Origin of the sequence: Mucilaginibacter sp. PAMB04168 (genome assembly GCF_039634365.2) — a bacterium.
Taxonomy (GTDB): Bacteria; Bacteroidota; Bacteroidia; order Sphingobacteriales; family Sphingobacteriaceae; genus Mucilaginibacter.
In genome coordinates this window covers 3,678,810-3,700,992 of sequence record NZ_CP155079.2, presented here as the reverse complement: position 1 = coordinate 3,700,992, position 22,183 = coordinate 3,678,810, and the positions used below count along the sequence as shown (strand labels likewise).

Below are 22,183 nucleotides of genomic sequence, written 5' to 3'. Positions count from 1 at the left end.
ACCATGAAAAAGTTAATTGCACTAATGCTGATTGCCGTGGCGGGTCTGGCCTTCAAACCTGCCGACACCGGTTACAAAGTGGGCGATATAGCCACCGATTTTAAATTGAAAAATGTGGATGGTAAAACGGTATCGCTAGCCAACTATAAAGCTGTCAAGGGTTACATTGTGGTGTTTACCTGCAACCATTGCCCTTTTGCCAAGGCTTACGAAAGCCGTATAATGGCGCTTGATAAGCAATACGCAGGCAAGGGCTACCCGGTTATTGCCATTAGCCCTAACGATCCGATTGCCGAGCCGGCAGATTCTTATGAGAACATGCAAAAACTGGCTGCGCAAAAAGGTTATACCTTCCCTTACTTAATTGATGAAACACAAGATATTACCCGGGCCTACGGTGCTAAGGCTACTCCGCATGTGTATGTACTGCAAAAAACGGCAGCCGGTAACGTGGTGCAATATATAGGCGCTATAGATAACGATACCGAAAACACCAAAACCGATAAGGTTAAATACGTTGAAACTGCTGTAAACGCCTTAATAGCCGGTAAAAAGATTGAGACTACTGCTACCAAAGCTATAGGCTGCACTATTAAATGGAAAAAAAGCGCTTAATATAATCAGGCGTAAAAAAAGCTCCGCAAAAGATGTGGAGCTTTTTTTATGCCTTTATTTTTTGGGGTAATACTTACGCCGGGCAATACCTGTTATAATGGCAGCAACCGGAATTGTGTAAAGTGAAAAAAAGAAGTTTAAATTGAAGTAATTAAAAATCAATACAGCTATACCTAAAACAGGTATTATAAAATAATAAAGCCGTTGCACCTTCCATTGCAGGGTTGTTTCGATATTGGGGTTAGCAATGCAGAGTTCCGCTTTGTTTCTTACAATAAAACCTACCAATAGTGCTTGGGTTAAAAGATTGGCCAGTACGACACTTATATAAATGTTAACAGAGTAAGTATACAGTAGGGTATTAAAGCCTGCCGTTCCTGCAAAAAATGAGATGCCGAAAGGGAACAGCGAAATAGTGAAAAGAAAGAGGAGGTTATACACCAGGAACGTTCTGTTATAATCTTTAAGATAACTGCATATCTTGATGTGCCGCATCCAAAAATTAGCTACCAGAAAGAAACTTAAAGCATAACCCAGCAAGCGCGGTACTAATTCCTTAAAAGCGTGCTTTACCTCATGGTTAAATTGGTGAACCTTTTCGCTATCTGTGTTTTTAATGCCCTTTAAACCCTCGGCCAAAGTGGTTAAATGCTCGGGCATTTTAATCTCTATTACCATAATGGTAATAATGATGGCAAACACGGCATCGCTAAACAGGATTATCCTTTCCAGCAAAAACTCCTTCTTAATCTCCTGTTGCTCGGCGGCGTTCATGGCGTTGAGTGTTAATGTTTTTGATTTTATATCTTTGTGCTGTATATGTCAAAGCAAAAAGAAGACTACTCCTTTTGGACTAAATATAAGCAGTTTGCCGGTAATGAGATATTGCTTTACGTGATTATGATTATTGGTATTATTGTAGGCATTATGCTGTTTAGTTAGCCTTTACCAGGGCAATTTTGTGGTTGTCAGCATCGGCTACGTGCTGGTAAAAGTCAACCAGTTCCTCGTATTTCTCTTTAGGATAAGTGCCGTCGATAATTTCCAGTGTGCGCTTATAAACTACCTGGTTATCCTTGTTCAGAAAAGCGCTGGCCGTGTACCTGCCAAAGGGCTTGTTAATAGTAACTAAAAGCGGGTTGTTGTCTAACTTATAGCCTGCGGGTATTTGGTAAGTAATCTCATCCACATCAGTATAGCCACGGTTTATATACACTTCTGTAGTTCGGTTGCGCACTTCGCGGGGCACCGAAGTACGGCGGTTGGCCAGGTTAGCCATAAAAAATAATTTCCCGCGCGATACCGAGGCGTAATCACGCGCCTTAAATTTCATCTCTTCGTTATTAACCGGATGCAACGTTTTTAACGGACTTAATTTCAAGTCTTCAATTTCCAGATTTTCTATGCTGTAGCGTTTAACGGCGTCTTTAATCTCGTCGCTAATTTCGCCGGGCGTAAGCGTAATATTGTCATATTGGGTGCCCTCAAAAGTAGTGACCATATTACCGGCAAGCTCACCATCCTCCTTTAAGGTAAGCATCGCTTTACGGCTCTGCCGGCTATCTGCCGAGGTATACACCGGTGTATGCATCAGCTTTCCGCCATCTGGCGTGCAAGCTAAAACCCAGCGGTCATCGGTAAAATCACCCAAAAAACCAAACGGCATGTGTTTGCTTGTACACTCTAACCAGGTTGTATCGTTTTTAAAGGGAAGGCATAATATAATATGATTACCCTGCTCTATGCTGGCAAAATCGGGCATCAGGCTTTTCTTCATACTGCCGGCCTGTACTATGCAGTAATAAGACTCAATATTAACAGCTTTCAACAACGCTTGTGTATAATTCACTAACCCTTTACAGTCGCCATAGCTGAGCTGGTCAACCTCGCTCGCAGTAAAAGGCCGCAGCCCGCCTATACCCACTTGTATGCTTACATACCTGCTTTTGCGCTGCATGTACTCATAAATTGCCTTAGCCTTTAATTTTTGACTGGTAATGGTGTCGGTTAAACCCCTTATAAACGCTACAGTTGCGGGCTGCAAAACGGTTCGGCCAACCAGTAATTTACTGTATACCCAACCACCTAAGCCTTTCCAATCGCTGAACGAGCCTTCGAAGCCTTCATAAGTGAAATGATCGGGAGCGATTTTTACCATGGTTTGGTAACGTTCAGGATCGGGGCTGTAAGGCTCATTGCGCAGCGCTTTTAAATTGCTTACTTCCCAACTGTAGGTATTTAGCCCGGCGGCATTAGTAGCTGTTTTAGCCTTACCCTGGTAATTAATTTCTTTGTAACGGATTGGAAAATCGGGCTTACAGACCAACTGGAATGAACTGTGTTCAACCGCCGTGCCTGTGCCAGCATTGGGCTGCCATTCACTTAGGTTTAATGATTGCTTTGCATTAACCTCATACTCATATTCAACAGTGTAAGGATAGTCTGTTACGGCTGGCTGGTAATATTTGAAACGAGTATCAGTGAACATCGAAAAGCCATCTGCCGCGCTTTGATCTGTAAAGTTTTTATCCGAAAATTTGTTTACGGGCATGCCAAGTTCATTATAAAGGGTCCCTTTCAAATATTTTATCCGGCGGCTCTTGTCATACCAAATTCTTATGCTGGCGTCGCTATCACCATTTTTGTTAAGTACCGTAACTGCCGTTTTATAGTGGTAAGTAGTGTTGGTCAAATCTTTAACCTCGGTTGTTACCTCCATGTTACGCACCACTGCACTTGCATAGGGGAGCAGGTCTTTAGCAATGGCAGCTACTTCATACCTGGCCTGTGCGTAGCTTTGGCAAGCTATAATGCCAAGCACTAAAGTTAATTTTAAACGCTTCATTATTGCTTTTTGAATACGATGTCTGCCTTCTCTGTTTGTATAATCTTGTTGAAAAGCTCCTTCAGGTAAGGGTACTCTGCTGACGAGTATATGGATTGATTAAGCTTGATAACGTGAGAAAACGTCAGTACATTTTTGTCGTTATTGTAATCCGTGATGAATTGACCACCAGTGTTAGGCAAGCCAACGCTCAATTGTTGCGGAGGTGTTTCCACTGTAAAGTCGGCAGGTAAATGCATGGTTAACACCACCCGGCTTTCAAATGGTGCGCCCCAGTCAACCGGATAGGTACGTTCGGCCAGTTTAAAAGGGTTTTCTGTAAACCGGTTAAAGATGAAGGGATTAAAAGTAAGGCGGCTGGCGTTCAAATCATTGTACAGATTCATTTCCACTTCGTAAACCTCGCTAAGCGGCAAATCAAGACTATCCAAATTGGTTATGTTTGATTTTAAAATCTTGATCTTTGGCATCTTCTCGTCCAGGTTCTCTACATATTCGTCCAGGCTGTTAAATTTTTTAATTGCCTTTCGTTTTTCCAGCGCCTCATATCCCAGCGAATATTGAGTTATCTTACCGGTAAGCTTGCCAGTTGGCTGCAGCGTTAGATCCATTAAATAAGTCTGACCGCGTTTTTGCGAGGCTTTCAGGCCGATCCAGTAAGACGGTTTATCCAAACTAATCACGCGGCCCTGATCATTAATACACTCGATAGGCAGCAAACCAAATGGCAGTTGGGCGTCGGTAGCATCAAGCAGGTAAGAGTTTTCGCCTATGTTGGCCTTTGCCACAACGTAATTAAAATCGCTTACCACCGGGTAAAGCTTATTAACCACACCATTTTCGCGGGTTGATAACAAAACTGCTTCTGTTTTTATACCGGCGGCATTGAGCGCTACAACAAGGGACAGGTTTATATCGCCAATACTGCCGCTTCGGGTTTCAAGCGTTTTACGTATACCGTTTAATGACCATATACCGGTATAATTGTTATGCTTAATGTGTTTTTGAATATACACATATATTGCCTTGGCCTTAGCCAAATCATCGGTTTTACCAGCAATCATTTCAGGGAGCTTTTCTTTAAATAAACTGGTTTTACGGAGCTGGCTTCCAAATTCATCCTGCTGTTTCAGGTATCTGTCAATATCGGCCCAGGTTTGTGTTTTCGATTGCTTGGTGCCGTCGTATGGGTTTATATAATCGCTCAACTCAAAGTTTATAGCCGACATGAAATTTTTAGGAGCCGTCATGTGGTCTTCTTTAATGAAGGCAGGTAAATCGGCCATAACGAACACGAGTTTAGAACAATCGCACTTATTACCGCGTACCTGAAAGCAATCACGATCAATATCACCCGAATTTTTAGTAAGCTTGTACGGCCCTCGTAAGGTTGCTTTAAAATTAAAATAGGCCGGTATACGGGCTTCGTATTCAGAATATATTTTAGGAATACTGCTTTGAAAATCCCAGTCGCGAAAAGTTAGCGGGTTGGGCGACTCCAGGGTATACTTGTATTCAATTACGCATCCCTCGCGTAAGTTGGGCATCGCAAACTTTACCAGGTCCCAGTATTTATTACGGTTCTCAATGATGACTTTTTTATTATCTAAAACGCTGCGTTGCACCATGCCCTGCTCGTCGGTATAAAAGGTCATGCCCTCGATATCGCGTACTCTCTGAAAGCTGTTATTATCGTATTTATAAATAGGGATGGTCACATTGCCTTCATCAAAAGCCTTGCTGTTAAATATTTTTATTTTAACGTGATACTCGTGTATCAATGGTAAACCATCATTACTACTAATCCAGCTCTTGCCAAACTCTTGCAATACAACGGCGTTTGCAGTTGGGTCTTTAGCGTAGCTTTTCATGCTCATATCATCGAGCTTGTAATTGCCGTAGGGAAAGTCTTCAGAAAAGGCGGGTTTGCAGGCCAGGGCGGCGATTACCAGCAGGAGTAAAAGTTTTCTCATTTAAATTGGAATAGTTTAGGATTGAAGCAATAAATACTATGGCATAAATATAAAAACTTATAACAAATCTTTTTAAACGTTTTACGACCTTTGTGAAAACGCCCGTTAATGAAATTAAACTTAAAACGCCCGCTCGCTTTTTTTGATCTGGAAACTACAGGTACCAATGTTGGCGCCGACCGGATCATTGAAATAGCCATAATTAAATTATTACCTGATGGGAGCGAGGCCAGCAAAACCTGGGTTATTAACCCAGAAATGCCTATACCGCTCGAAACCTCGCTGATACATGGTTTTTACGATGAGCATGTGAAAGATGCTCCCTTATTTAAAGCGGTAGGCACCGAAATAGCTGAGTTTTTAGGCGACGCCGACCTGGCAGGCTACAACTCAAACAAGTTTGACATTCCCATGCTGATGGAGGAGTTTTTACGGGCTGGTATTGCTTTCGATTTATCTGGAAGACACTTTGTGGATGTGCAGAACATTTTTCACCAGATGGAGCAGCGCACTTTAAAGGCAGCTTACCAGTTTTACTGCAACAAGGAAATTGTAAACGCCCACTCGGCCGAAGCAGATACCCGTGCCACCATGGAAGTGCTGCTGGCCCAGGTTGAGAAATATAAAGACACCGAATTTATTGACAAAAAGGGCAACAAACTAATACCTGTACAAAATGAGATAGCTGCCTTGCACGAATTTACGAACATGCAGCGCGCGGTTGATTTTGTAGGCCGTATGGTTTACAATGATGCCGGTGAAGAACTGTTTAACTTCGGCAAGCATAAAGGCAAGCGGGTTGAGGACGTGTTTGATATAGAGCCCAGCTACTTTGCCTGGATTATGCAGGGCGATTTTCCGCTGTATACCAAGCAAAAAGTTAAAGAGATACACGATAGATGGAACCAGCATCGGGCGCCTCGTCCGCAGCAACCCAAGCCGGCGCAGCAAAAACCGGCACAGGCTGATGGCAATACCCAAAAGAAGCCGTTTCAAAAGCCTTTCAACAAGCCGAATTTTCAGCAAAAGCCATATCAAAAGCCGGAACGAAGGCCAGATGAAACACCAGCTCAGCCCGTAAATGAGGATATGCTACAGGCGCTGGCTAATAAATTTAAGAAAAGTTAATTTACTGGAGTAGTTGATCGGTTAATTCTTATTGATTAAGCGCCAAAACTGCCTGCTTCCTAAATAATTCTTTAAAACAAAAAACGGTGGGCGATAGCCCGCCTTTTTTTGTTTTGTGCGCTTGTCTATTCAATAGCTGTTTTGGCTACAACAACAGTTGAATCGGTTACGTTTGCCGTTTTGATACAGCCGAGCTTTGGGGTATCAAAACAAACAAATATGAAAATCATTGTAACAGGTTCATTAGGACACATTAGTAAACCGCTTGCCGAAGAGTTGGTACAGAAAGGACATGCAGTTACCGTAATTAGCAGCAGTGCAGAAAGACAAGCAGAAATAGAAAGCCTTGGTGCTACCGCAGCTATTGGCTCCCTAGAAGACGTTCGGTTTTTAACTGATACCTTTGCTGGGGCCAATGCTGTTTACACCATGGTACCGCCCAACAATTACTTCGACCCCAATTTGGATCTTATTGCTTATTATACCAGGCTTGGGCACAATTACGCAACTGCCGTTAAGCAATCGGGCGTAAAACGCGTGGTAAACCTCAGCACCATTGGCGGCCAGTTGGAAAAGGGCTCAGGGATATTACTTGGTGCTCATGGTTTGCAACTTATTTTAGATGAGTTAGCACCCGAAGTAGCGATTACGCATATGCGCCCTACATCATTCTATTACAATTTATACGCTTATGCAGACATGATAAAAAACGCCGGATTTATCGCTGCAAATTATGGCGGAGATGACATTGTGCCTTGGGTATCGCCGAAAGATATAGCGGCTGCCGTTGCCGAAGAATTGGAAACGCCACTTACGGGCATTAAAATAAGGTACGTAGCCAGCGAAGAGCTTAGTTGCAATGATACTGCCCGTGTTATTGGCGAAGCTATAGGCAAGCCAGATTTGCAATGGCATATTATAACTGACGAGGAAATGCTGAATGGTTTGAAGACCGCAGGTATGAACCCCGGCATTGCAGCTGGTTTAGTTGAAATGTACGCCGGTTTACACAGCGGCCTTTTAGCCGAAGACTATTACAAAAACAGACCAGCAGTAATGGGTAAAGTAAAGGTGGCCGATTTTGCTCAGGAATTTGCAGCAGTTTATAAACAAAAGTAATTACCTTGTATTATGGCCAGTAGCACACCGTTCAGGATTAAAACCATAAGCGAAATACATCATTTCAGGGAGTTGCCTAAGCCCCAGCATCCACTCATTAGTGTGGTGAATGTGGAACAAATGAAGCGATTAAGCAACGATGAACCCATGAGTTTGGTGCTCGACTTTTACTGCATTGCTCTGAAACGGAACTTTAACGGCCGGATGAAGTATGGGCAGCAGGAATATGATTTTGATGGTGGTATATTCACTTTTGTGGCACCCGGCCAGGTTTTCGGTATAGAAGTAAGTGGCGATGAAGATCTCAAGCATTCGGGATGGATATTATATATCCATCCTGACTTTTTGTGGAACACGCCTTTAGCTCAGAAAATAAAGCAGTACGAGTATTTTGATTATTCGGTGAACGAAGCATTGTTTTTATCGGAGAAAGAGGAGGCCACTATTGAAGGTATTATATTGAATATTGAGCAGGAGTACCACGCTAACATTGATAAGTTCAGCCAGGAAATTATTATTGCCCAACTGGAACTGATGTTTACTTACGCCGAAAGATTTTACCAACGTCAGTTCATCACCCGGAAGATAACCAACCACCAGATACTGAACCGGCTTGAAGACGTGCTTAACGATTACTTTAAAAACGGAGATTTACTGAAAAAGGGATTGCCTTCGGTAACGTACGTTGCCGAAAAATTAAACCTTTCGCCAGGGTATTTAGGTTCTGCTTTAAGGGTATTAACCGGCCAGAGTACCCAGCATCATATCCACGAAAAACTAATTGAAAAAGCGAAGGAAAGGCTCTCTACAACGGGTTTATCTGTGAGTGAAATTGCTTATGAACTGGGCTTTGAGCATCCTCAATCTTTCAGTAAACTGTTCAAAACAAAAACTACACAGTCGCCCTTGGAGTTCAGGCAATCGTTTAACTGAATCGGCTAAGGATACTTAAAGTAAAACTTGTTAATTAACTGGTTTAATACTCCCTTTAGCGTGCACAAAATTGCCGTTGGGCCAGGTCCAGTTCATGTAAACAACCTGTTTTTTGTGGTCTTGCAGTTGCACTATAGTATTGCCGTTCTTTTCTTTCCAGGTAAGCATAAAAACTTTGGACCTGATCTGCGTAATGGCAATCTCCACAGTTTCAGACTCGTCTACCTGTACGCCGTCTTTTTCGGAGATATAAAAAGTTAAGCTTGCTTCGCTTTCAATGTCGAGTACGGCTTTCGCCCCAAAATCTACCTCAAACTTTTTTCCTACTATCTTCATAATAAGGGATTTAATTGTTGATCAACCTGATTGATGCGCTGTTGATACAATATGCGAATTTAAATTAACATCGTACCTTTACTTTACACGTTAATATAAATCATAATCCCTATGCTTACCCATATCAACCCCAAGTTACCTATGCGCAACAAAGCTGCCACCAGAGATTTTTATCTTAAGCAGTTGGGCTTTGAGCAATTTGGCGGCGATTATGAAGGCTACCTGATGGTGCAGAAAGACAATATTCAGATCCACTTTTTTGAGTTTGCCGCGTTGGACCCAAAAGAAAACTACGGGCAAGTTTATATCCGTACGGATGACATAGAAAGCTGGTACAACTTTGTAAAAGATAAAAACCTTAACTACAATAAACTGGAGCACAAACCCTGGATGCAAACAGAGTTTTCTATTCTCGACCCGGATAATAACCTGCTTACTTTTGGACAAGATATAGCTTAAACAAACAAGACCTTTTCTAAAAAAAGCCTTGTTTGTTTAGGTTGTTTTATGATGTGTTATTGTATCACTAACGGAGTGCCGTTTAAGGTTACGTTTTTAGCTTTAATATCCTGGTATTTGTTTTTGAATTGAGGGTTTTTAGCTGTAGCCTCTACATTCTCAAAAATTACGTTGGCTACTTTGTCGGCCATATTGCCCTCCATAGCGCCGAAGCTGTTGCATTCTACTTTAATATTCTTCATGGTAATGTTACGCACGGTTCCGAACGGTTTTTCGGCGCTGCCGCCCAAATCAAAAAACTGTTTCCAGGGGTTCATGTCAATCACCATCCCACATTTGCCGGTTATGTTTTCAACGGTTACATCCTCATATATCTGGTAAGTGTCCGGCCTCATTTTCAGTTTCAGGATGGGGCAGTTGTTGTTCACCTTGCAGTTACGCATTACAATGTTTTTGGCATGTATGCATTCGCTCCCTAAGGTAAGGGTGGCATGCGCCTCGCCAAATGTGCAGTTTTCTACCAGTATGTCCTCAACTATGCCGTTTTCGGGCCGCTTATGTGCATCGGGGCCTTTACCGCCTTTTATAACAATAGCATCATCATTTACCGATATGTAACAATTACGTACGGTTACTTTTTTACATACGTCAATATCTACACCATCGGTGCTTGGCGCTTTTACCGGCCTGAAGGGGGAGCGGATATCGCAATTCTCAATTAACACGTTGTTACACTGGTACAAGTGGGTGGTCCAAAAACCGGAGTTACGGAGTTTCACATTCTGAATGTTCACATTATTACTACCCCAAACAAAAATTAACCTTGGGCGATGTACTTCCAGATTGGTACTTTCCTTTTTTAACCGGCTCATCGAATCGCGGTGCGCCCAAAATCCTTTCCAAAACTTAAGTCCGTTACCATCAATAGCCCCTGGGCCGGTAATGCTGAAGTTATCTACATTGCGCGCATTAACCAAAGCTGCATAATAATCCAGGCTCCTGCCCTCCATACGTGATGGTAGAAGAGGATAGTCGCCAATATTGTCAGACCCTTTCAGCACCGCACCTTCTTGCAAGCGCAGTTTGGTTTTTGGTTTAAAAAACAAGGCGCCGGTTAGGTAAGTGCCTCTTGGAATCACAATAGTGCCACCGCCCTTGGCATTAGCATTATCAATAACACGCTGTATGGCTTTGGTGTTAAGTTTGGTGCTGTCGTTGGCAGCAACGCCAAATTTGGTAATTACGTACTCTTGCGAATAGGCACTAAAAGCTAGGCCTATGAGTAAGGTTAATAAACTAAGTTTTCTCATAATTGGTTGTAAGGAATAGTAAAAGTATTATTTTACCGTTACAAAGCCATCCTGTTCTTTCAGGCAGCAATGCATCCTTAAACTAAAAATTCAATATTGCGCTTTAGTCCGTCAAACTTGGTGCGCTTTACGGGCGATTTTTTGAATACCTGCTGGAAAGTTTCCTGCGTAATTTCCTGCCAGTCGCGCTGGCTCATTCCGAGCAAGTCGGGGTTGGGGTTAAAAGCGGGTTCGTTGTGTGTGGTCGAGAAGCGGTTCCAGGGGCAAACGTTTTGGCAAACATCGCAGCCAAACATCCAATTATCGGTTTTGCCTTTAAATTCTTCTGGGATGTTGTTTTTTAATTCAATTGTGAGGTAAGAAATGCAGCGACTACCGTCAACTACGTAGGGCGCTACAATGGCCTCGGTAGGGCAGGCGTCTATACACCGGGTGCAGGTACCGCAATGGTCGGTGGTGGGTGCTATGTCATACGCCAGTTCGGCGTCAACAATCAGTTCGGCTAAAAAGAAGAAAGAGCCATTCTTTTTGTTGATCAGATTGGAGTTTTTGCCAATCCAGCCAATGCCCGCACGTTGCGCCCAGGCACGGTCCAAAACAGGTGCCGAATCCACAAAGGCCCGGCCGCCAACCTCGCCAATGCTTTCCTGCATAAAGTAAAGCAGTTGCTTTAGCTTGTCTTTAATTACCTCATGGTAATCCATGCCATAGGCGTATTTTGAAATCTTAGGAGCTAGTGGATCAGCCTGCTGCTGGTCGGTATAATAGTTTAATGCGAGCGAGATTACTGATTTGGCACCATCCACCAGTAAACGCGGGTCAAGGCGTTTATCAAAATGATTTTCCATGTACTTCATTTCGCCATGGTGGCCTTGCTTTAGCCAGCTTTCAAGACGTGGTGCTTCTTTTTCTAAAAAATCTGCTTTGGCAATACCGCAGAACATAAAGCCCAGGCGCTTAGCCTCGCCCTTAATTAACTGGCTGTATTGCTGTAACTGCTGATTCATTTATACAAAGATAAACAATTGTAAGTGGTCTGAGTTCGGCTTGTTTAATGCTTAAAAATAGGTTAGTGTTATCACTCCTTATCTACTCTGTTGCTGTAGCTCTTACTTTGTAGTAACCGGCCTTTACCGCCAAGAGCAGCCAATGTAAGTGCATTGATCCTGAAAATTAGTAAACACAGGTGCAACTTAAAAGCACAAATGCGTATACTTTATTGTCAAAACCAACAAGAAAGTCTTGGGCTTGGCAATATCACCCAAAAGGGAAACTTACTGGGCAATTAGCCAAATGCCACTACCGGCAAACACATTTGCTCTGTAGGCGTTGTATAGTCGAAACAACATTTAACCTATATGCTGCAATTTATAAATGATTTACCTGATAATATAATTGGCATACATGCCATAGGAGAGGTAACCAAAGAAGACATTGATAACGTACTGATACCACGATTGGATGATCTGGTAAAACGCCAGGGCGAGATCAATTACCTGCTGGTACTTGAAACCGATGCGCAGAACTTTAGCGCCGGGGCATGGTGGGACGATATAAAAGTAGGCCTTAAGCATTTTACGAAATGGAAGAAAGTGGCCGTAGTAACCGACCAGAAAAGCGTAGAATGGTTTACCAGCAATATTTTTAAATTCCTGATTCCGGGAACTTCAAAAGGTTTTTCGTTAGATAAACTGGAAGAGGCCGTTAAATGGATAGCAGAATAATTAACAACTATAAATATACTACTTATGGCAACCGAGAACACTCCGAATGGCAACGAAGATACCAGCCCTAACAATGATCAGATAGGCGAAAATGCCGGTGATAGCGAATTATCAAAAGGCAATACGCCTACCGAACATACTAAGGAAGATGATGAACGCGTAGATACTGTGGTGCCCGATAATGATAGCGGCGCGCCCGGTGCTCCGAGTGAGGAGTCATCCAACAAAGGTCAGGGTCCGGCAAACGAAAACCTGTAAAAAGCAAAAGCCCTTTCTGCATGCAGAAAGGGCTTTTGCTTTTAATAATGCGTTAAAAACTATTTTTAATACTGTTATGCAAGGTTTTGGCACTCCAGTAACCGCTATCTAAAATACGGCGTATGGTCATCAGCGGATCATTAGGATCACGCTTCTCAGCCAATTGAAAGGCTGCCTTGAAACCACGTTTGTGCAGTTCGGGCAAGCCCTGCGCATTCCATAAACCGAACGGGTAGGCAAAATATTCTATCTTCTTACCGGTTATTTCTTCCAGCTTTTTAGTAGGCTTATCAATTTGGGTTTCCCAATCTTTACCGGCAAACTTTTTAAAGTTGTGATGATCCCAGGTGTGGCTGGCTATTACGTTGCCCTCGTCTGACAGTTGTTTGATCTGCTCCTTGTTCATATAGTTAGGCCGGCCTATAGATACGGTCATGATGAAGTATACCGCCTTAAAGCCATACTTTTTCAGTTCGGGATTGGCAATGGTAAATTGGTCCAGATCGGTATCATCAAATGTAAGCATGATGGGTTTGCTGGGCAATGCAGCGCCGGTGGTAAGGTAATCATACAATTGGTTGGGCAGTATGGTATGGTAACCGCTATCGGCCAGCATCTTTATTTTTTCCTTAAAACTGACTATGGGTACAATATAGTCCTTTGCTGTTTTGGAGTCGCGCGGGCGCCAGTCGCGTATTTGGTGGTAGCACAAAATAGGCACCTGCTTACGGGCAATAATCTCGGCATTGGTGCCCATTTTGCCTGGCTTTTTGGCTGCCGGCTCTGTTGTGGCGGTTGTAGTAGTGGCTGTTGTTGTGGTTGCAGTACTATCAGTAACACTGGCCGTTTTGCCCGACTGGCAGGCAGCTAAACTTAGGGTACAAGCGGCAATAGCTGTAAATATTCTATACATGGGATAACAAATACACAAAAAGTATCTGAGGCGAAAATAAAATAAATAAGAAGAAAACGTATATAAAATTGTAACAGTAAATATGAAAGCTTTATGCGCTCACTGCAAGTTCCTTAAGCAGATAATTTGCTATTTCATCTATAGCTTTCAAAATCACCTGTTCTGGCTCATCATCAATATAAAGGCGAAGTTTCCAGGGCTTGTCCTTAAAAAAGCCATGTACAAACATGGTACCTACCGGCTTTTCTTCAGTTTCGCTGCCACCAGGCGCTGCAAGGCCGGTAACGGCAACGATTACGTCGGAGGGTATGAGCTTGCGCAGGCCAATGGCCAATTGTTCTGTTACCTCAGCAGATTCGGGCGTAAATTGTTCAATCATTTCGTCAGTTACGCCCAGTAAGCTTTTTTTTACACTCACGTCGTAACACACAATACTGCCGTTAAGTACGCTGCCACAATTGGGTATAAGCGCAAACTCAGATATAACTTTACCGGCGGTTACGCTCTCGGCAAATGCAATGGTTAATTTACGGTCTTTTAAAGTATGACTACAGTCAATAACGATATCAGATGGCATATAAAGAATAATTGGTTTACTGCTTATTAGACATCGAAAACGGGTAATCTGTTTGCCTGTTTCCTCTTATTTTGTTGGGTACAGACTGCATTTTAAAATGCAATACACCGCCTTTTAATAATGTTTGATGGCTTAACCAATTGTAAGCGTAAGGTTTACCGTTAAAGGTTAAGCTGTTTATATACCTGTTCGCATCACTGTTTTGGGGCGAACTAATCACAACAGTTTTGCCGTTTTCAAGTGTTAGGGTAACCTTTTTAAATAACGGTGCCCCCAGTACATACTGGTCACTTGCGGGGCATACCGGGTAGAAGCCCATGGCCGAGAATACGTACCAAGCTGATGTTTGACCGTTGTCTTCATCGCCGCAGTAACCATCTGGTGTGGGCTTGTAAAGGCGGTTCATCACTTCGCGAGCCCAGTATTGGGTTTTCCAAGGCTGGCCAGCGTAATTATACAGGTAAATCATGTGCTGTATGGGCTGGTTGCCGTGTGCATACTGGCCCATGTTCATGATCTGCATCTCCCGAATCTCATGTATCACACCGCCATAGTAGCTGTCGTCAAAAACAGGTGGCAGGCTAAATACCGAATCAAGCTTGGAAATAAATTTCCGCTCGCCGCCCATAAGGTTAATCAGCCCCTGCACATCATGAAACACCGACCAGGAGTAGTGCCAACTGTTACCCTCGGTAAAGGCATCGCCCCACTTAAACGGGTTAAAAGGCGACTGAAAGCTGCCATCTCTATTTTTACCCCGCATTAAGCCCGTTGCCGGGTCAAACAGCTTTCGGTAGTTCTGACTGCGCGTTTTGTACAACTCTACTTCGGATGCCGGACGGTTTAAGGCCTTGGCCAGTTGATAAATGGCGAAGTCGTCATAAGCATACTCTAAGGTACGGGCAGCGCTTTCGTTTATTTTAACATCATAAGGTACGTAGCCCAGTTCGTTATAATATTTTACACCATAACGGCCAGTGGCGGTGACCGGGCCCTCGTTGTTAGCACCGTGCTGCAGGGCTTCGTATAGCTTGTTAATATCGTAGCCCCGCAAACCTTTCAGGTAAGCTTCGGCCACTACCGATGCCGAGTTGTTGCCCACCATAATATCGGCATAACCAGGGCTGCTCCATTCGGGCAGCCAGCCGCCCTCCGTATAATCACTAATAAGGCCCTGCTGCATCTCTTTATTAATGGATGGATACACCAAGTTTAAAAAAGGGTAAAGCGCGCGGAAAGTATCCCAAAAACCGGTGCCAGCAAATTTGTAACCCGGCATAGTTTTGCCGGTGTAAGGACTGTAATGAACCACCTTGTTGTTAGCATCCACTTCATACAGCTTATTAGGGAACATCACCGTACGGTACAGGCAGGAATAAAAAGTACGGGTTTGATCTGCCGTGCCACCTTCTACCCGTATGCGGCTAAGTACCTTGTTCCAGGCAATGTGAGCTTTTTGCTTGGTGGCCTCAAAACTGTCATTGCCCACCTCGCGCTTTAAATTCAGTTCGGCCTGCTCAAAGCTAATGAGCGATGATGCTACCCGCAGGTGCACCTTTTCGCCTTTAGCAGTTTTAAAACCAATAATAGCGCCTGCATGGTTGTTGGTTATTTCCAGCGAATCGGCACCGGCTAGTGTTTTACCATGCCATGCCCGTGCAATGGTAAAAGGCTTGTCGGTATAAATTACAAAGTAGTTTTTAAAATTAACCGGCTTGCTGCGGGCATTGCGCGTAGTATAGCCAATAATCTTGTTTTGCTGAGGTATGATCCTGATATACGATCCTCGGTCTAAAGCATCAATTACAATAAATGAGCTATCGCTTTTAGGGTAACTGAACTGAAAGTGCGCAGCACGCTCAGTGGTGGTCATCTCGGCGGTTACATCATGGTCGGCCAGGTAAACGCTGTAGTAATAAGGTTTTACCACCTCTGCCTTGTGGCTAAACCAACTGGCCCTGTCATCCTGTGTAAATTTGGTTTTACCAGTTACCGGCATAATGGCAAATTGCCCGTAGTCGTTCATCCAGGGGGAGGGTTGGTGGGTTTGCTTAAAGCCCCGTATCTTATCAGCCGCATATTGGTACATCCAGCCGTTGCCCATAGTGCCTGTTTGGGCCGACCAATAATTCATCCCCCAGGGTACACCCACAGCAGGGTAAGTATTACCGTTGCTCAGATCGGGCTTTGAGTCGGTACCCATAAGCGGGTTCACCCACTCGGCCGGATCGGTTACTTTGTTTACCTGTTGGGCTTGTACTGCGGTGGCTATCAAAAATATAATAAGAGACCAGATATACTTCATGGGTATGTGTTGATGTAACAAATATAAAACAGTTGCCAATGTGACACAATCAGGTACTATGTTTTTACAGTGGAGGACCACACTACGGTCACCATATTACCAGCTTTTATCATTATACATATTTATAGTAACTATAAATATGTATAATCGGTATAAGTGGCTGTTGCAGAAAAATACTTATAATCGTTCCGTAACATACCTACAAAAAGTAACGACTAAGGGGATATGAATAAATTTTACTTATTTTTAACAGCATTTGTGGCATTAATGCTTCAGGCTAAAGCACAGAGCAAACCACAAGCACCGCCAACTTCTACCTTCAATAACAATTGGTCTTTACAGGTTGTGGCAGGTACGCAGGGTGTGGGAGCTGATGTGCGTCACGGCGTTACTAAAAATCTTTCCGTACGGGCTGGTGCTGCTTTTATACCAGTCAAAGCTAATAACGTATTCAGCTTTTCGGGCTTCCAGTCTACCAACAATGTTTCTGTAAAGTTTTCGAACATACACCTGCTGGCCGATTTTGTGCCTTTTAAAAACGCCCGCGGCTTTAGGTTGGTAGGCGGGGCGGGTTACTTGTACAAGGCTACCGGTGGTATAGAAGTATTGCCAACGGGTAATTACAAGGTGGGCAACTACAACCTTTCGAGCGCCGATTTAGGCACACTCAATATTGATATGAGCTGGAGAGGCATTGCCCCCTACGCAGGCATTGGCTTGTTCAAAAGCTTTCCGCAACGGTTGTTTAACATTAACCTTGATTTAGGTACCTACTACCTGTCAAAACCACAAAGCAAGATTACCGGTACCGAAATGCTGGCCGATAATTATAAGCTCGAGCCGCAGTTCGATTCCAACTTTAAAAGCTACCGCTGGCTGCCTGTAGTACAGCTTAACTTTAATTTCAAGATACGATAATAACCCCCTGATAATTTATACTACTTATGAAACTATTAAGCAGATTCGTTTTTGCAGCAGTGTTTAGCCTGGTAAGTTTATTGGCTATAAATGCCTGTAAAAAACCTACTGACGATATTAATCTCATTGTTAATACCAGTACGCTGTCAAAAGCGCCAACGCTGTTGCAGTTTGTTAACGCTAACCCAACAAGCAATACGGCCATACCTGCCAGCTTTGCTGTTACCATAAGTGGTGCCAATGCGGCGCTGGTACAGGTTGATGGTGGCGGTACAAATTTTACGGCCACCAACGGCATCTTGCCTTTAAGCCTTACCAAAAGCGCCAACCCGAGTATTGCCAATCCGCTTACTTACCATATTTATGTGAATGTGCCGGGCTTTATGCCGGTATCAAAAACCATTGTTGTTACCAGCAATGCCGCTTCTGCACCGGTTATTCCGTTAGTGGAGTACGCCAGCCCGGCTAATGGTACAGCAACTGTAGTACAACAATCTACGGTTAGCGCAGGTACATCTTCAGCGGTTAGCATTAATACCAGCGCTAATACATCTACTACCGAGGCCAGCAACGTTAGTATACCATCGGGCACACAGCTGCTGGATGCAAACGGCAGCCTAATCAACAGTTCGCAACTAAAATCGAGCGTTGTATTTTTCGGGACCGGTAATACCTCGTCTTATAATGCGCTGCCAGGTGGCTTAAATCCATCAAATGCCATTGGCCCTAACGGACAAGCACTACCAGCCGGTACCTCATTTGTTACCGCCGGTTTATTATCTATCAATATGGTTGCCGGCTCAACTGCGGTAAAGGGTTTTTCTAAACCGGTTACACTAACCATGGAGATCAACAGCAATCTGGTTAACCCGCAAACCAAACAACAGGTTGCTGTGGGCGATGCCATCCCTATTTGGAGTTTAAACGAGCAAACCGGCCAATGGAAATATGAAACTACAGCTAATGTGATCCGTAAAGGTAATAAGCTGGCTGTTACCTTTCCTATTACGCACCTTTCGAGCTGGAGTGCCGACTGGTATGGCGCCAGCTGTTCATCAACCTTAACCGTTAATATGCATACTGCGCAACAGTTGAACGGTGATTTCCTGGTGAGCCTGACTACGGCAAACGAGCAACCGGTGAGCTTGACAGCTGTAAGCCAAATTAAGGAAGGTGTGCAAGCCGTTTTATCTGATATCCCCGCAGACGCAGGCGATTTAAAAGTAGTGGTTTATGCACGCAGCGGTAATAGCTTAACCAAACTTGGCGAAACGCCAACCTTCGGCGCGTGTGGTAAGGGTTGGGTAGAGGTAACACTGGCTACACAGCCTACTGTTAACTATATAAAAACCATGGTTAACGTGGTTGCAAAATGCTCAAACCAGCAAGTGGTCGCTTATCCATCAACCTGGTTAGTACTTAAGAACACCACAACCGGCGAAAGTACCAATGTTTATATGACCGATGGCGTAGCAACCACAAACCTGGTAGATGGCAACAGCTATAGTATTACAACCACTTATGCCGGCAAAACATACAACTCAAGTGCATTTAAGCTCGATAAATCGGCCGGGGTTGCAATACCGGCAGTTAATGGATTAAGCGGAACAACACGTTACGATGCGGTTTCGAACACCGTGGTAGTAGATGCCACCTTTGTGCTTACCGATTGTAAGTAAGATTATAGGTTTCTGTTATAACGAAAAAGGGCCCCGAGATGATCTCGGGGCCCTTCTTCGTTATTTGGTTAATGTTTTCAATTCTTTCTCAATCTTTTCGTCCCATTGCGATTGCACGTAACGGTCTCTGCCATGGCCGGTTTCGTTATCATAGGCTAACTGCATAGCATCCATATCGCGGTACGAGTCGAGGTACTGCATGCTCAGGAAAGCCTCATAAGTATCTGGCGTTAGTTTTTCGGCCAGCACTTTCCGTTTATATTGTTCCGCTATAATTTTAACAATGTCGAAATGCTTTTGCTCGTGGTTCAGCGTGTAATCTTCTTTAGCATTGTAACTAACCCAGCAGGTGCTTTTGGGTACAAATGCTTTCATAGCTATGTTTACATAAATGGTTCCATCTTTAATACTGGCATGTTGCTCATAAGCTATGCTGGGCATTACCATGGCGCTAAAGGTGCCGCTTGGCTTATATTTCGACTGAAAATCGGCCCAGGTAAGCGGGCGCTTGGCGGTGTAATAAATGGTATCGCCTTCTGTTTTATCGGTGTAATTGGTAAAAATAAATTTAACGTTGCGCGCCAGTTTTACGTTCATACCATCGTTCGTTTTCATCCAGTCGTTAAAATAATTTAACCCGTTTCTTAAAGCCTTGCGTAGCTGTGGTTCTACTACGTTGGCATTGTCGGCCGAGCGCACATAGCGGAAAGTGCTTCCATACCCAACCAGCAGATCGGTGCCCCAATCCTTTTGCAGGCCGAAAGACAAATACAAGCGGATGCTACCTTCAACACGGTTGCCCGCCAAGCTTGTCTCTGTAATTTTAAGCTCCTTTAAGCTCATGATTACGGGGCGTTCGGCTTCGTTTTTAGGAAGGTTACGCTCCATAAATTGTTGAATGGCTTTGCTCGGGCCACCTTGCAGGTCGGCCGGTTGTACCAGCATTTTGTTGCCGGGTGCTTTTACAATCAGCTGCGCTATGGCGTTTTTGCTGCTTCGTTCATCCGCAACGTTAGCAATGTAAAAACCCACCGGTTTTAAAGCCAGGGGTTCATCCTGCAACACAATAGAACCAGTTGGATTAAGCGCCCTAAGGCTAGTAAGACCAATGAAAAGGAAAAGAAGTAAAGTGGTTGTGGTAAAAAAAAATCTCTTGCACATATCAGTTATCTGAAAAACGATATGCAGTACAAAATAGTATGAAAGCCGTTACAAAAGTGTTGTAATTAAGCAGGTTAGGGCTTTTTTAAGAAAATAAGTGATGCCGCTGTACCAGCACCTAAAACTGCCCCTCCGGCTACATCGGTAGGGTAGTGTACGCCCAGGTACATGCGCGAGTAACTGGTAGCGCCTGCCCATAAAAACGAGGGCGCAATTACATACCACTTAGGGTAGGAAATGCTGAGTGCCGTAGCGGTAGAAATGCTAAGTGCCGTATGGCCCGAAGGGAAAGAGTAACGTGTTGGCTCGTAAACAGGTGTAATGCTCACGTTGCGGATAAATGGCCGGTCGCGCTTAACCAGTTTTTTTATAATAGCCGATAAGCCATAGGAGATGAGTGTGCTGCTGGCTACATAGGCCGCATTTTGTCGTAGTTCTTTATTTTGGCCAATGGCACCGCCTACAAACATACCTACCGGGATGCTGTAATCGATGTATTGGTAGTTTTTGGATAAAAACATCAGCACTTCGGTTTGCGGGCGTGTGCGCGATTTTGCCAGATCCAGCAAAATCCCATCTTCAATTCTGTCAAGCCTGTTGTTTTGGGCATTTGCATTGAAAGACGTGCTGCTTGTGAGGAATATGATCAGTAAAATACAGATAGACTTAATTTTCATTGTTGATAAAACGTGGCCATGCCCTGGCATTCTGTAATTGTTGTTTAGCCGATAAAAGACACAGGAGGAGCAAATATTCTGAAAAAACCACAAACACACTAAATTGTGTTAAAATATATCGTTTAGCCAAAGCTGCACTTGGAAACAAAAAGAAAAGCGGCATAAGCCGCTTTTAATATCAAAATAACCTTGGAGCCTGGCCTGCGCGCATGATGCCCAGGTGCCGGTAGGCATTGTCGGTAGCTTCACGCCCGCGCGAGGTACGCATCAGGTAACCTTCCTGGATCAGGAAAGGTTCGTAAACTTCTTCAATGGTGCCCTCATCTTCGCCTACGGCGGTGGCAATAGTTTTTACGCCAACCGGGCCTCCTTTAAATTTCTCAATAATAGTAAGTAGTATCTTATTGTCCATCTCGTCGAGCCCGTGCTCGTCCACGTTCAGGGCAGTAAGTGCATATTTGGCAATCTCGGTATCAATGCTGCCATTGCCTTTTATTTGAGCAAAATCGCGCGTACGGCGTAGCAGGGCATTGGCAATACGGGGTGTACCACGGCTGCGGCGTGCAATCTCATAAGCGCCCTCATCGGTAATGGGCGTTTTAAGGATAGAGGCCGAACGCAAAACAATTGTGGTGAGTAGCTTGGCATCATAATACTCCAATCGCGAGTTGATGCCGAAGCGGGCCCGTAAAGGTGCGGTAAGTAAACCTGAGCGGGTAGTAGCGCCCACCAGTGTAAACGGATTTAAGGTTAACTGCACCGAGCGGGCATTTGGGCCGCTCTCCAGCATAATGTCAATCTTGAAATCCTCCATGGCCGAGTACAGGTATTCTTCTACCAGTGGGCTCAGGCGGTGTATTTCGTCAATAAAAAGTATATCTCCAGCTTCGAGGTTGGTTAGCAGGCCGGCCAGATCGCCGGGCTTGTCCAGTACCGGACCGGAAGTGATCTTGATGCCTACGCCCATTTCGTTGGCGATAATGTGCGATAGGGTAGTTTTACCCAAGCCGGGAGGGCCATGCAATAGCACATGATCAAGCGATTCGCCACGCTGACGTGCCGCCTGTACAAACACTTTTAAGTTGGCTAATATTTTATGCTGACCGGTAAAATCTTCAAAAGCCTGCGGCCGCAACACTTTTTCAATGTCGCGTTCGGTAGAGGTAAGGCGTTCCTGATTTGGGTCTAAATTCTCGTTCATTTACCAACAAATTTAGCATTTTTATGATGCATTTGCAAGTAAGTGAATGCTG

At 44.0% G+C, this 22,183-nt stretch carries 22 protein-coding genes; 10 read left to right on the top strand and 12 right to left on the bottom strand.

Annotated features, from left to right (window positions below):
* The first annotated feature begins 3 nt into the window (after positions 1-3).
* Positions 4-615, top strand: a complete 612-nt coding sequence (locus ABDD94_RS15620; RefSeq protein ID WP_345953052.1) for a thioredoxin family protein — start codon at positions 4-6, stop codon at positions 613-615.
* Positions 616-669: 54 nt separating this feature from the next.
* Here the strand turns inward: ABDD94_RS15620 and ABDD94_RS15615 are convergent, their stop codons facing one another.
* On the bottom strand, positions 670-1,389 hold the full coding sequence (locus ABDD94_RS15615; protein ID WP_345953051.1) for a TMEM175 family protein: 720 nt from the start codon (positions 1,387-1,389) through the stop codon (positions 670-672).
* A 45-nt stretch (positions 1,390-1,434) separates the two neighbouring features.
* Here ABDD94_RS15615 and ABDD94_RS15610 point away from each other — a divergent pair, with 45 nt between their 5' ends.
* Positions 1,435-1,557, top strand: coding sequence for a hypothetical protein (locus ABDD94_RS15610; protein ID WP_345951169.1), 123 nt, complete (start codon positions 1,435-1,437; stop codon positions 1,555-1,557).
* On the opposite strand, the gene ABDD94_RS15605 is transcribed toward ABDD94_RS15610, so the two are convergent.
* Together ABDD94_RS15605 and ABDD94_RS15600 are read right to left on the bottom strand one after the other, a co-directional pair.
* Positions 1,550-3,460 (bottom strand): DUF3857 domain-containing transglutaminase family protein, encoded by a 1,911-nt coding sequence (locus tag ABDD94_RS15605; protein WP_345953050.1) that lies wholly within the window; start codon positions 3,458-3,460, stop codon positions 1,550-1,552. The two genes, ABDD94_RS15610 and ABDD94_RS15605, sit on opposite strands and share 8 nt — an antisense overlap.
* Positions 3,460-5,433 carry a DUF3857 domain-containing protein gene (locus ABDD94_RS15600; RefSeq protein WP_345953049.1) on the bottom strand — a complete coding sequence of 658 codons (1,974 nt, stop codon included), beginning with the start codon at positions 5,431-5,433 and terminating at the stop codon, positions 3,460-3,462. Before ABDD94_RS15600 ends, ABDD94_RS15605 begins: the two co-directional genes overlap by 1 nt.
* Positions 5,434-5,541: 108 nt before the next feature.
* On the opposite strand from ABDD94_RS15600, the gene ABDD94_RS15595 reads away from it, so the two are divergent.
* The 3 genes from ABDD94_RS15595 to ABDD94_RS15585 all read left to right on the top strand — a co-directional run bounded on the left by ABDD94_RS15595 (position 5,542) and on the right by ABDD94_RS15585 (position 8,613).
* Positions 5,542-6,561 carry an exonuclease domain-containing protein gene (locus ABDD94_RS15595; protein WP_345951172.1) on the top strand — a complete coding sequence of 340 codons (1,020 nt, stop codon included), beginning with the start codon at positions 5,542-5,544 and terminating at the stop codon, positions 6,559-6,561.
* A 219-nt stretch (positions 6,562-6,780) separates the two neighbouring features.
* A complete protein-coding gene (locus ABDD94_RS15590; protein WP_345953048.1) occupies positions 6,781-7,680 on the top strand; it encodes an NAD(P)H-binding protein in 900 nt (299 codons plus the stop codon).
* Between the two features lie 12 nt (positions 7,681-7,692).
* Positions 7,693-8,613: a helix-turn-helix transcriptional regulator gene (locus ABDD94_RS15585; protein ID WP_345951174.1), complete on the top strand. Its 921-nt coding sequence runs from the start codon at positions 7,693-7,695 to the stop codon at positions 8,611-8,613.
* A 30-nt stretch (positions 8,614-8,643) separates the two neighbouring features.
* On the opposite strand, the gene ABDD94_RS15580 is transcribed toward ABDD94_RS15585, so the two are convergent.
* Positions 8,644-8,949 (bottom strand): hypothetical protein, encoded by a 306-nt coding sequence (locus ABDD94_RS15580; protein ID WP_345953047.1) that lies wholly within the window; start codon positions 8,947-8,949, stop codon positions 8,644-8,646.
* 111 nt (positions 8,950-9,060) lie between these two features.
* On the opposite strand from ABDD94_RS15580, the gene ABDD94_RS15575 reads away from it, so the two are divergent.
* Complete coding sequence (locus ABDD94_RS15575) at positions 9,061-9,408, top strand: VOC family protein (RefSeq protein WP_345953046.1); 348 nt, start codon at positions 9,061-9,063, stop codon at positions 9,406-9,408.
* A gap of 56 nt (positions 9,409-9,464) precedes the next feature.
* Here the strand turns inward: ABDD94_RS15575 and ABDD94_RS15570 are convergent, their stop codons facing one another.
* On the bottom strand, positions 9,465-10,718 hold the full coding sequence (locus ABDD94_RS15570) for a glycosyl hydrolase family 28 protein (RefSeq protein WP_345953045.1): 1,254 nt from the start codon (positions 10,716-10,718) through the stop codon (positions 9,465-9,467).
* A gap of 77 nt (positions 10,719-10,795) precedes the next feature.
* The gene (gene queG / locus ABDD94_RS15565) at positions 10,796-11,725 is read right to left on the bottom strand and encodes a tRNA epoxyqueuosine(34) reductase QueG (RefSeq protein ID WP_345953044.1); all 930 of its coding nucleotides are present in this window, start codon (positions 11,723-11,725) and stop codon (positions 10,796-10,798) included.
* Between the two features lie 351 nt (positions 11,726-12,076).
* Between queG and ABDD94_RS15560 the strand changes: the two genes are divergently transcribed.
* Both ABDD94_RS15560 and ABDD94_RS15555 read left to right on the top strand, forming a co-directional pair.
* Positions 12,077-12,442: an STAS/SEC14 domain-containing protein gene (locus ABDD94_RS15560; RefSeq protein ID WP_345953043.1), complete on the top strand. Its 366-nt coding sequence runs from the start codon at positions 12,077-12,079 to the stop codon at positions 12,440-12,442.
* A gap of 24 nt (positions 12,443-12,466) precedes the next feature.
* A complete protein-coding gene (locus tag ABDD94_RS15555) occupies positions 12,467-12,700 on the top strand; it encodes a hypothetical protein (protein ID WP_345951180.1) in 234 nt (77 codons plus the stop codon).
* A gap of 52 nt (positions 12,701-12,752) precedes the next feature.
* On the opposite strand, the gene ABDD94_RS15550 is transcribed toward ABDD94_RS15555, so the two are convergent.
* The 3 genes from ABDD94_RS15550 to ABDD94_RS15540 form a co-directional block, all read right to left on the bottom strand.
* Positions 12,753-13,613 carry a polysaccharide deacetylase family protein gene (locus ABDD94_RS15550; RefSeq protein WP_345953042.1) on the bottom strand — a complete coding sequence of 287 codons (861 nt, stop codon included), beginning with the start codon at positions 13,611-13,613 and terminating at the stop codon, positions 12,753-12,755.
* Between the two features lie 91 nt (positions 13,614-13,704).
* Positions 13,705-14,190 (bottom strand): nicotinamide-nucleotide amidohydrolase family protein, encoded by a 486-nt coding sequence (locus tag ABDD94_RS15545; protein WP_345953041.1) that lies wholly within the window; start codon positions 14,188-14,190, stop codon positions 13,705-13,707.
* A 16-nt stretch (positions 14,191-14,206) separates the two neighbouring features.
* On the bottom strand, positions 14,207-16,495 hold the full coding sequence (locus tag ABDD94_RS15540) for a GH92 family glycosyl hydrolase (protein ID WP_345953040.1): 2,289 nt from the start codon (positions 16,493-16,495) through the stop codon (positions 14,207-14,209).
* Between the two features lie 225 nt (positions 16,496-16,720).
* On the opposite strand from ABDD94_RS15540, the gene ABDD94_RS15535 reads away from it, so the two are divergent.
* Together ABDD94_RS15535 and ABDD94_RS15530 are read left to right on the top strand one after the other, a co-directional pair.
* Complete coding sequence (locus ABDD94_RS15535; RefSeq protein ID WP_345953039.1) at positions 16,721-17,413, top strand: hypothetical protein; 693 nt, start codon at positions 16,721-16,723, stop codon at positions 17,411-17,413.
* 26 nt (positions 17,414-17,439) lie between these two features.
* Positions 17,440-19,092, top strand: a complete 1,653-nt coding sequence (locus ABDD94_RS15530; RefSeq protein ID WP_345953038.1) for a hypothetical protein — start codon at positions 17,440-17,442, stop codon at positions 19,090-19,092.
* 60 nt (positions 19,093-19,152) lie between these two features.
* Here the strand turns inward: ABDD94_RS15530 and ABDD94_RS15525 are convergent, their stop codons facing one another.
* From ABDD94_RS15525 to ruvB, 3 genes are all read right to left on the bottom strand, one after another.
* Complete coding sequence (locus tag ABDD94_RS15525; protein ID WP_345953037.1) at positions 19,153-20,253, bottom strand: hypothetical protein; 1,101 nt, start codon at positions 20,251-20,253, stop codon at positions 19,153-19,155.
* 74 nt (positions 20,254-20,327) lie between these two features.
* The gene (locus ABDD94_RS15520; protein WP_345953036.1) at positions 20,328-20,930 is read right to left on the bottom strand and encodes a phosphatase PAP2 family protein; all 603 of its coding nucleotides are present in this window, start codon (positions 20,928-20,930) and stop codon (positions 20,328-20,330) included.
* Positions 20,931-21,108: 178 nt separating this feature from the next.
* Entirely contained in the window at positions 21,109-22,131 is a 1,023-nt protein-coding gene (gene ruvB / locus ABDD94_RS15515) for a Holliday junction branch migration DNA helicase RuvB (RefSeq protein ID WP_345953035.1), read from the bottom strand.
* Positions 22,132-22,183: the final 52 nt, after the last annotated feature.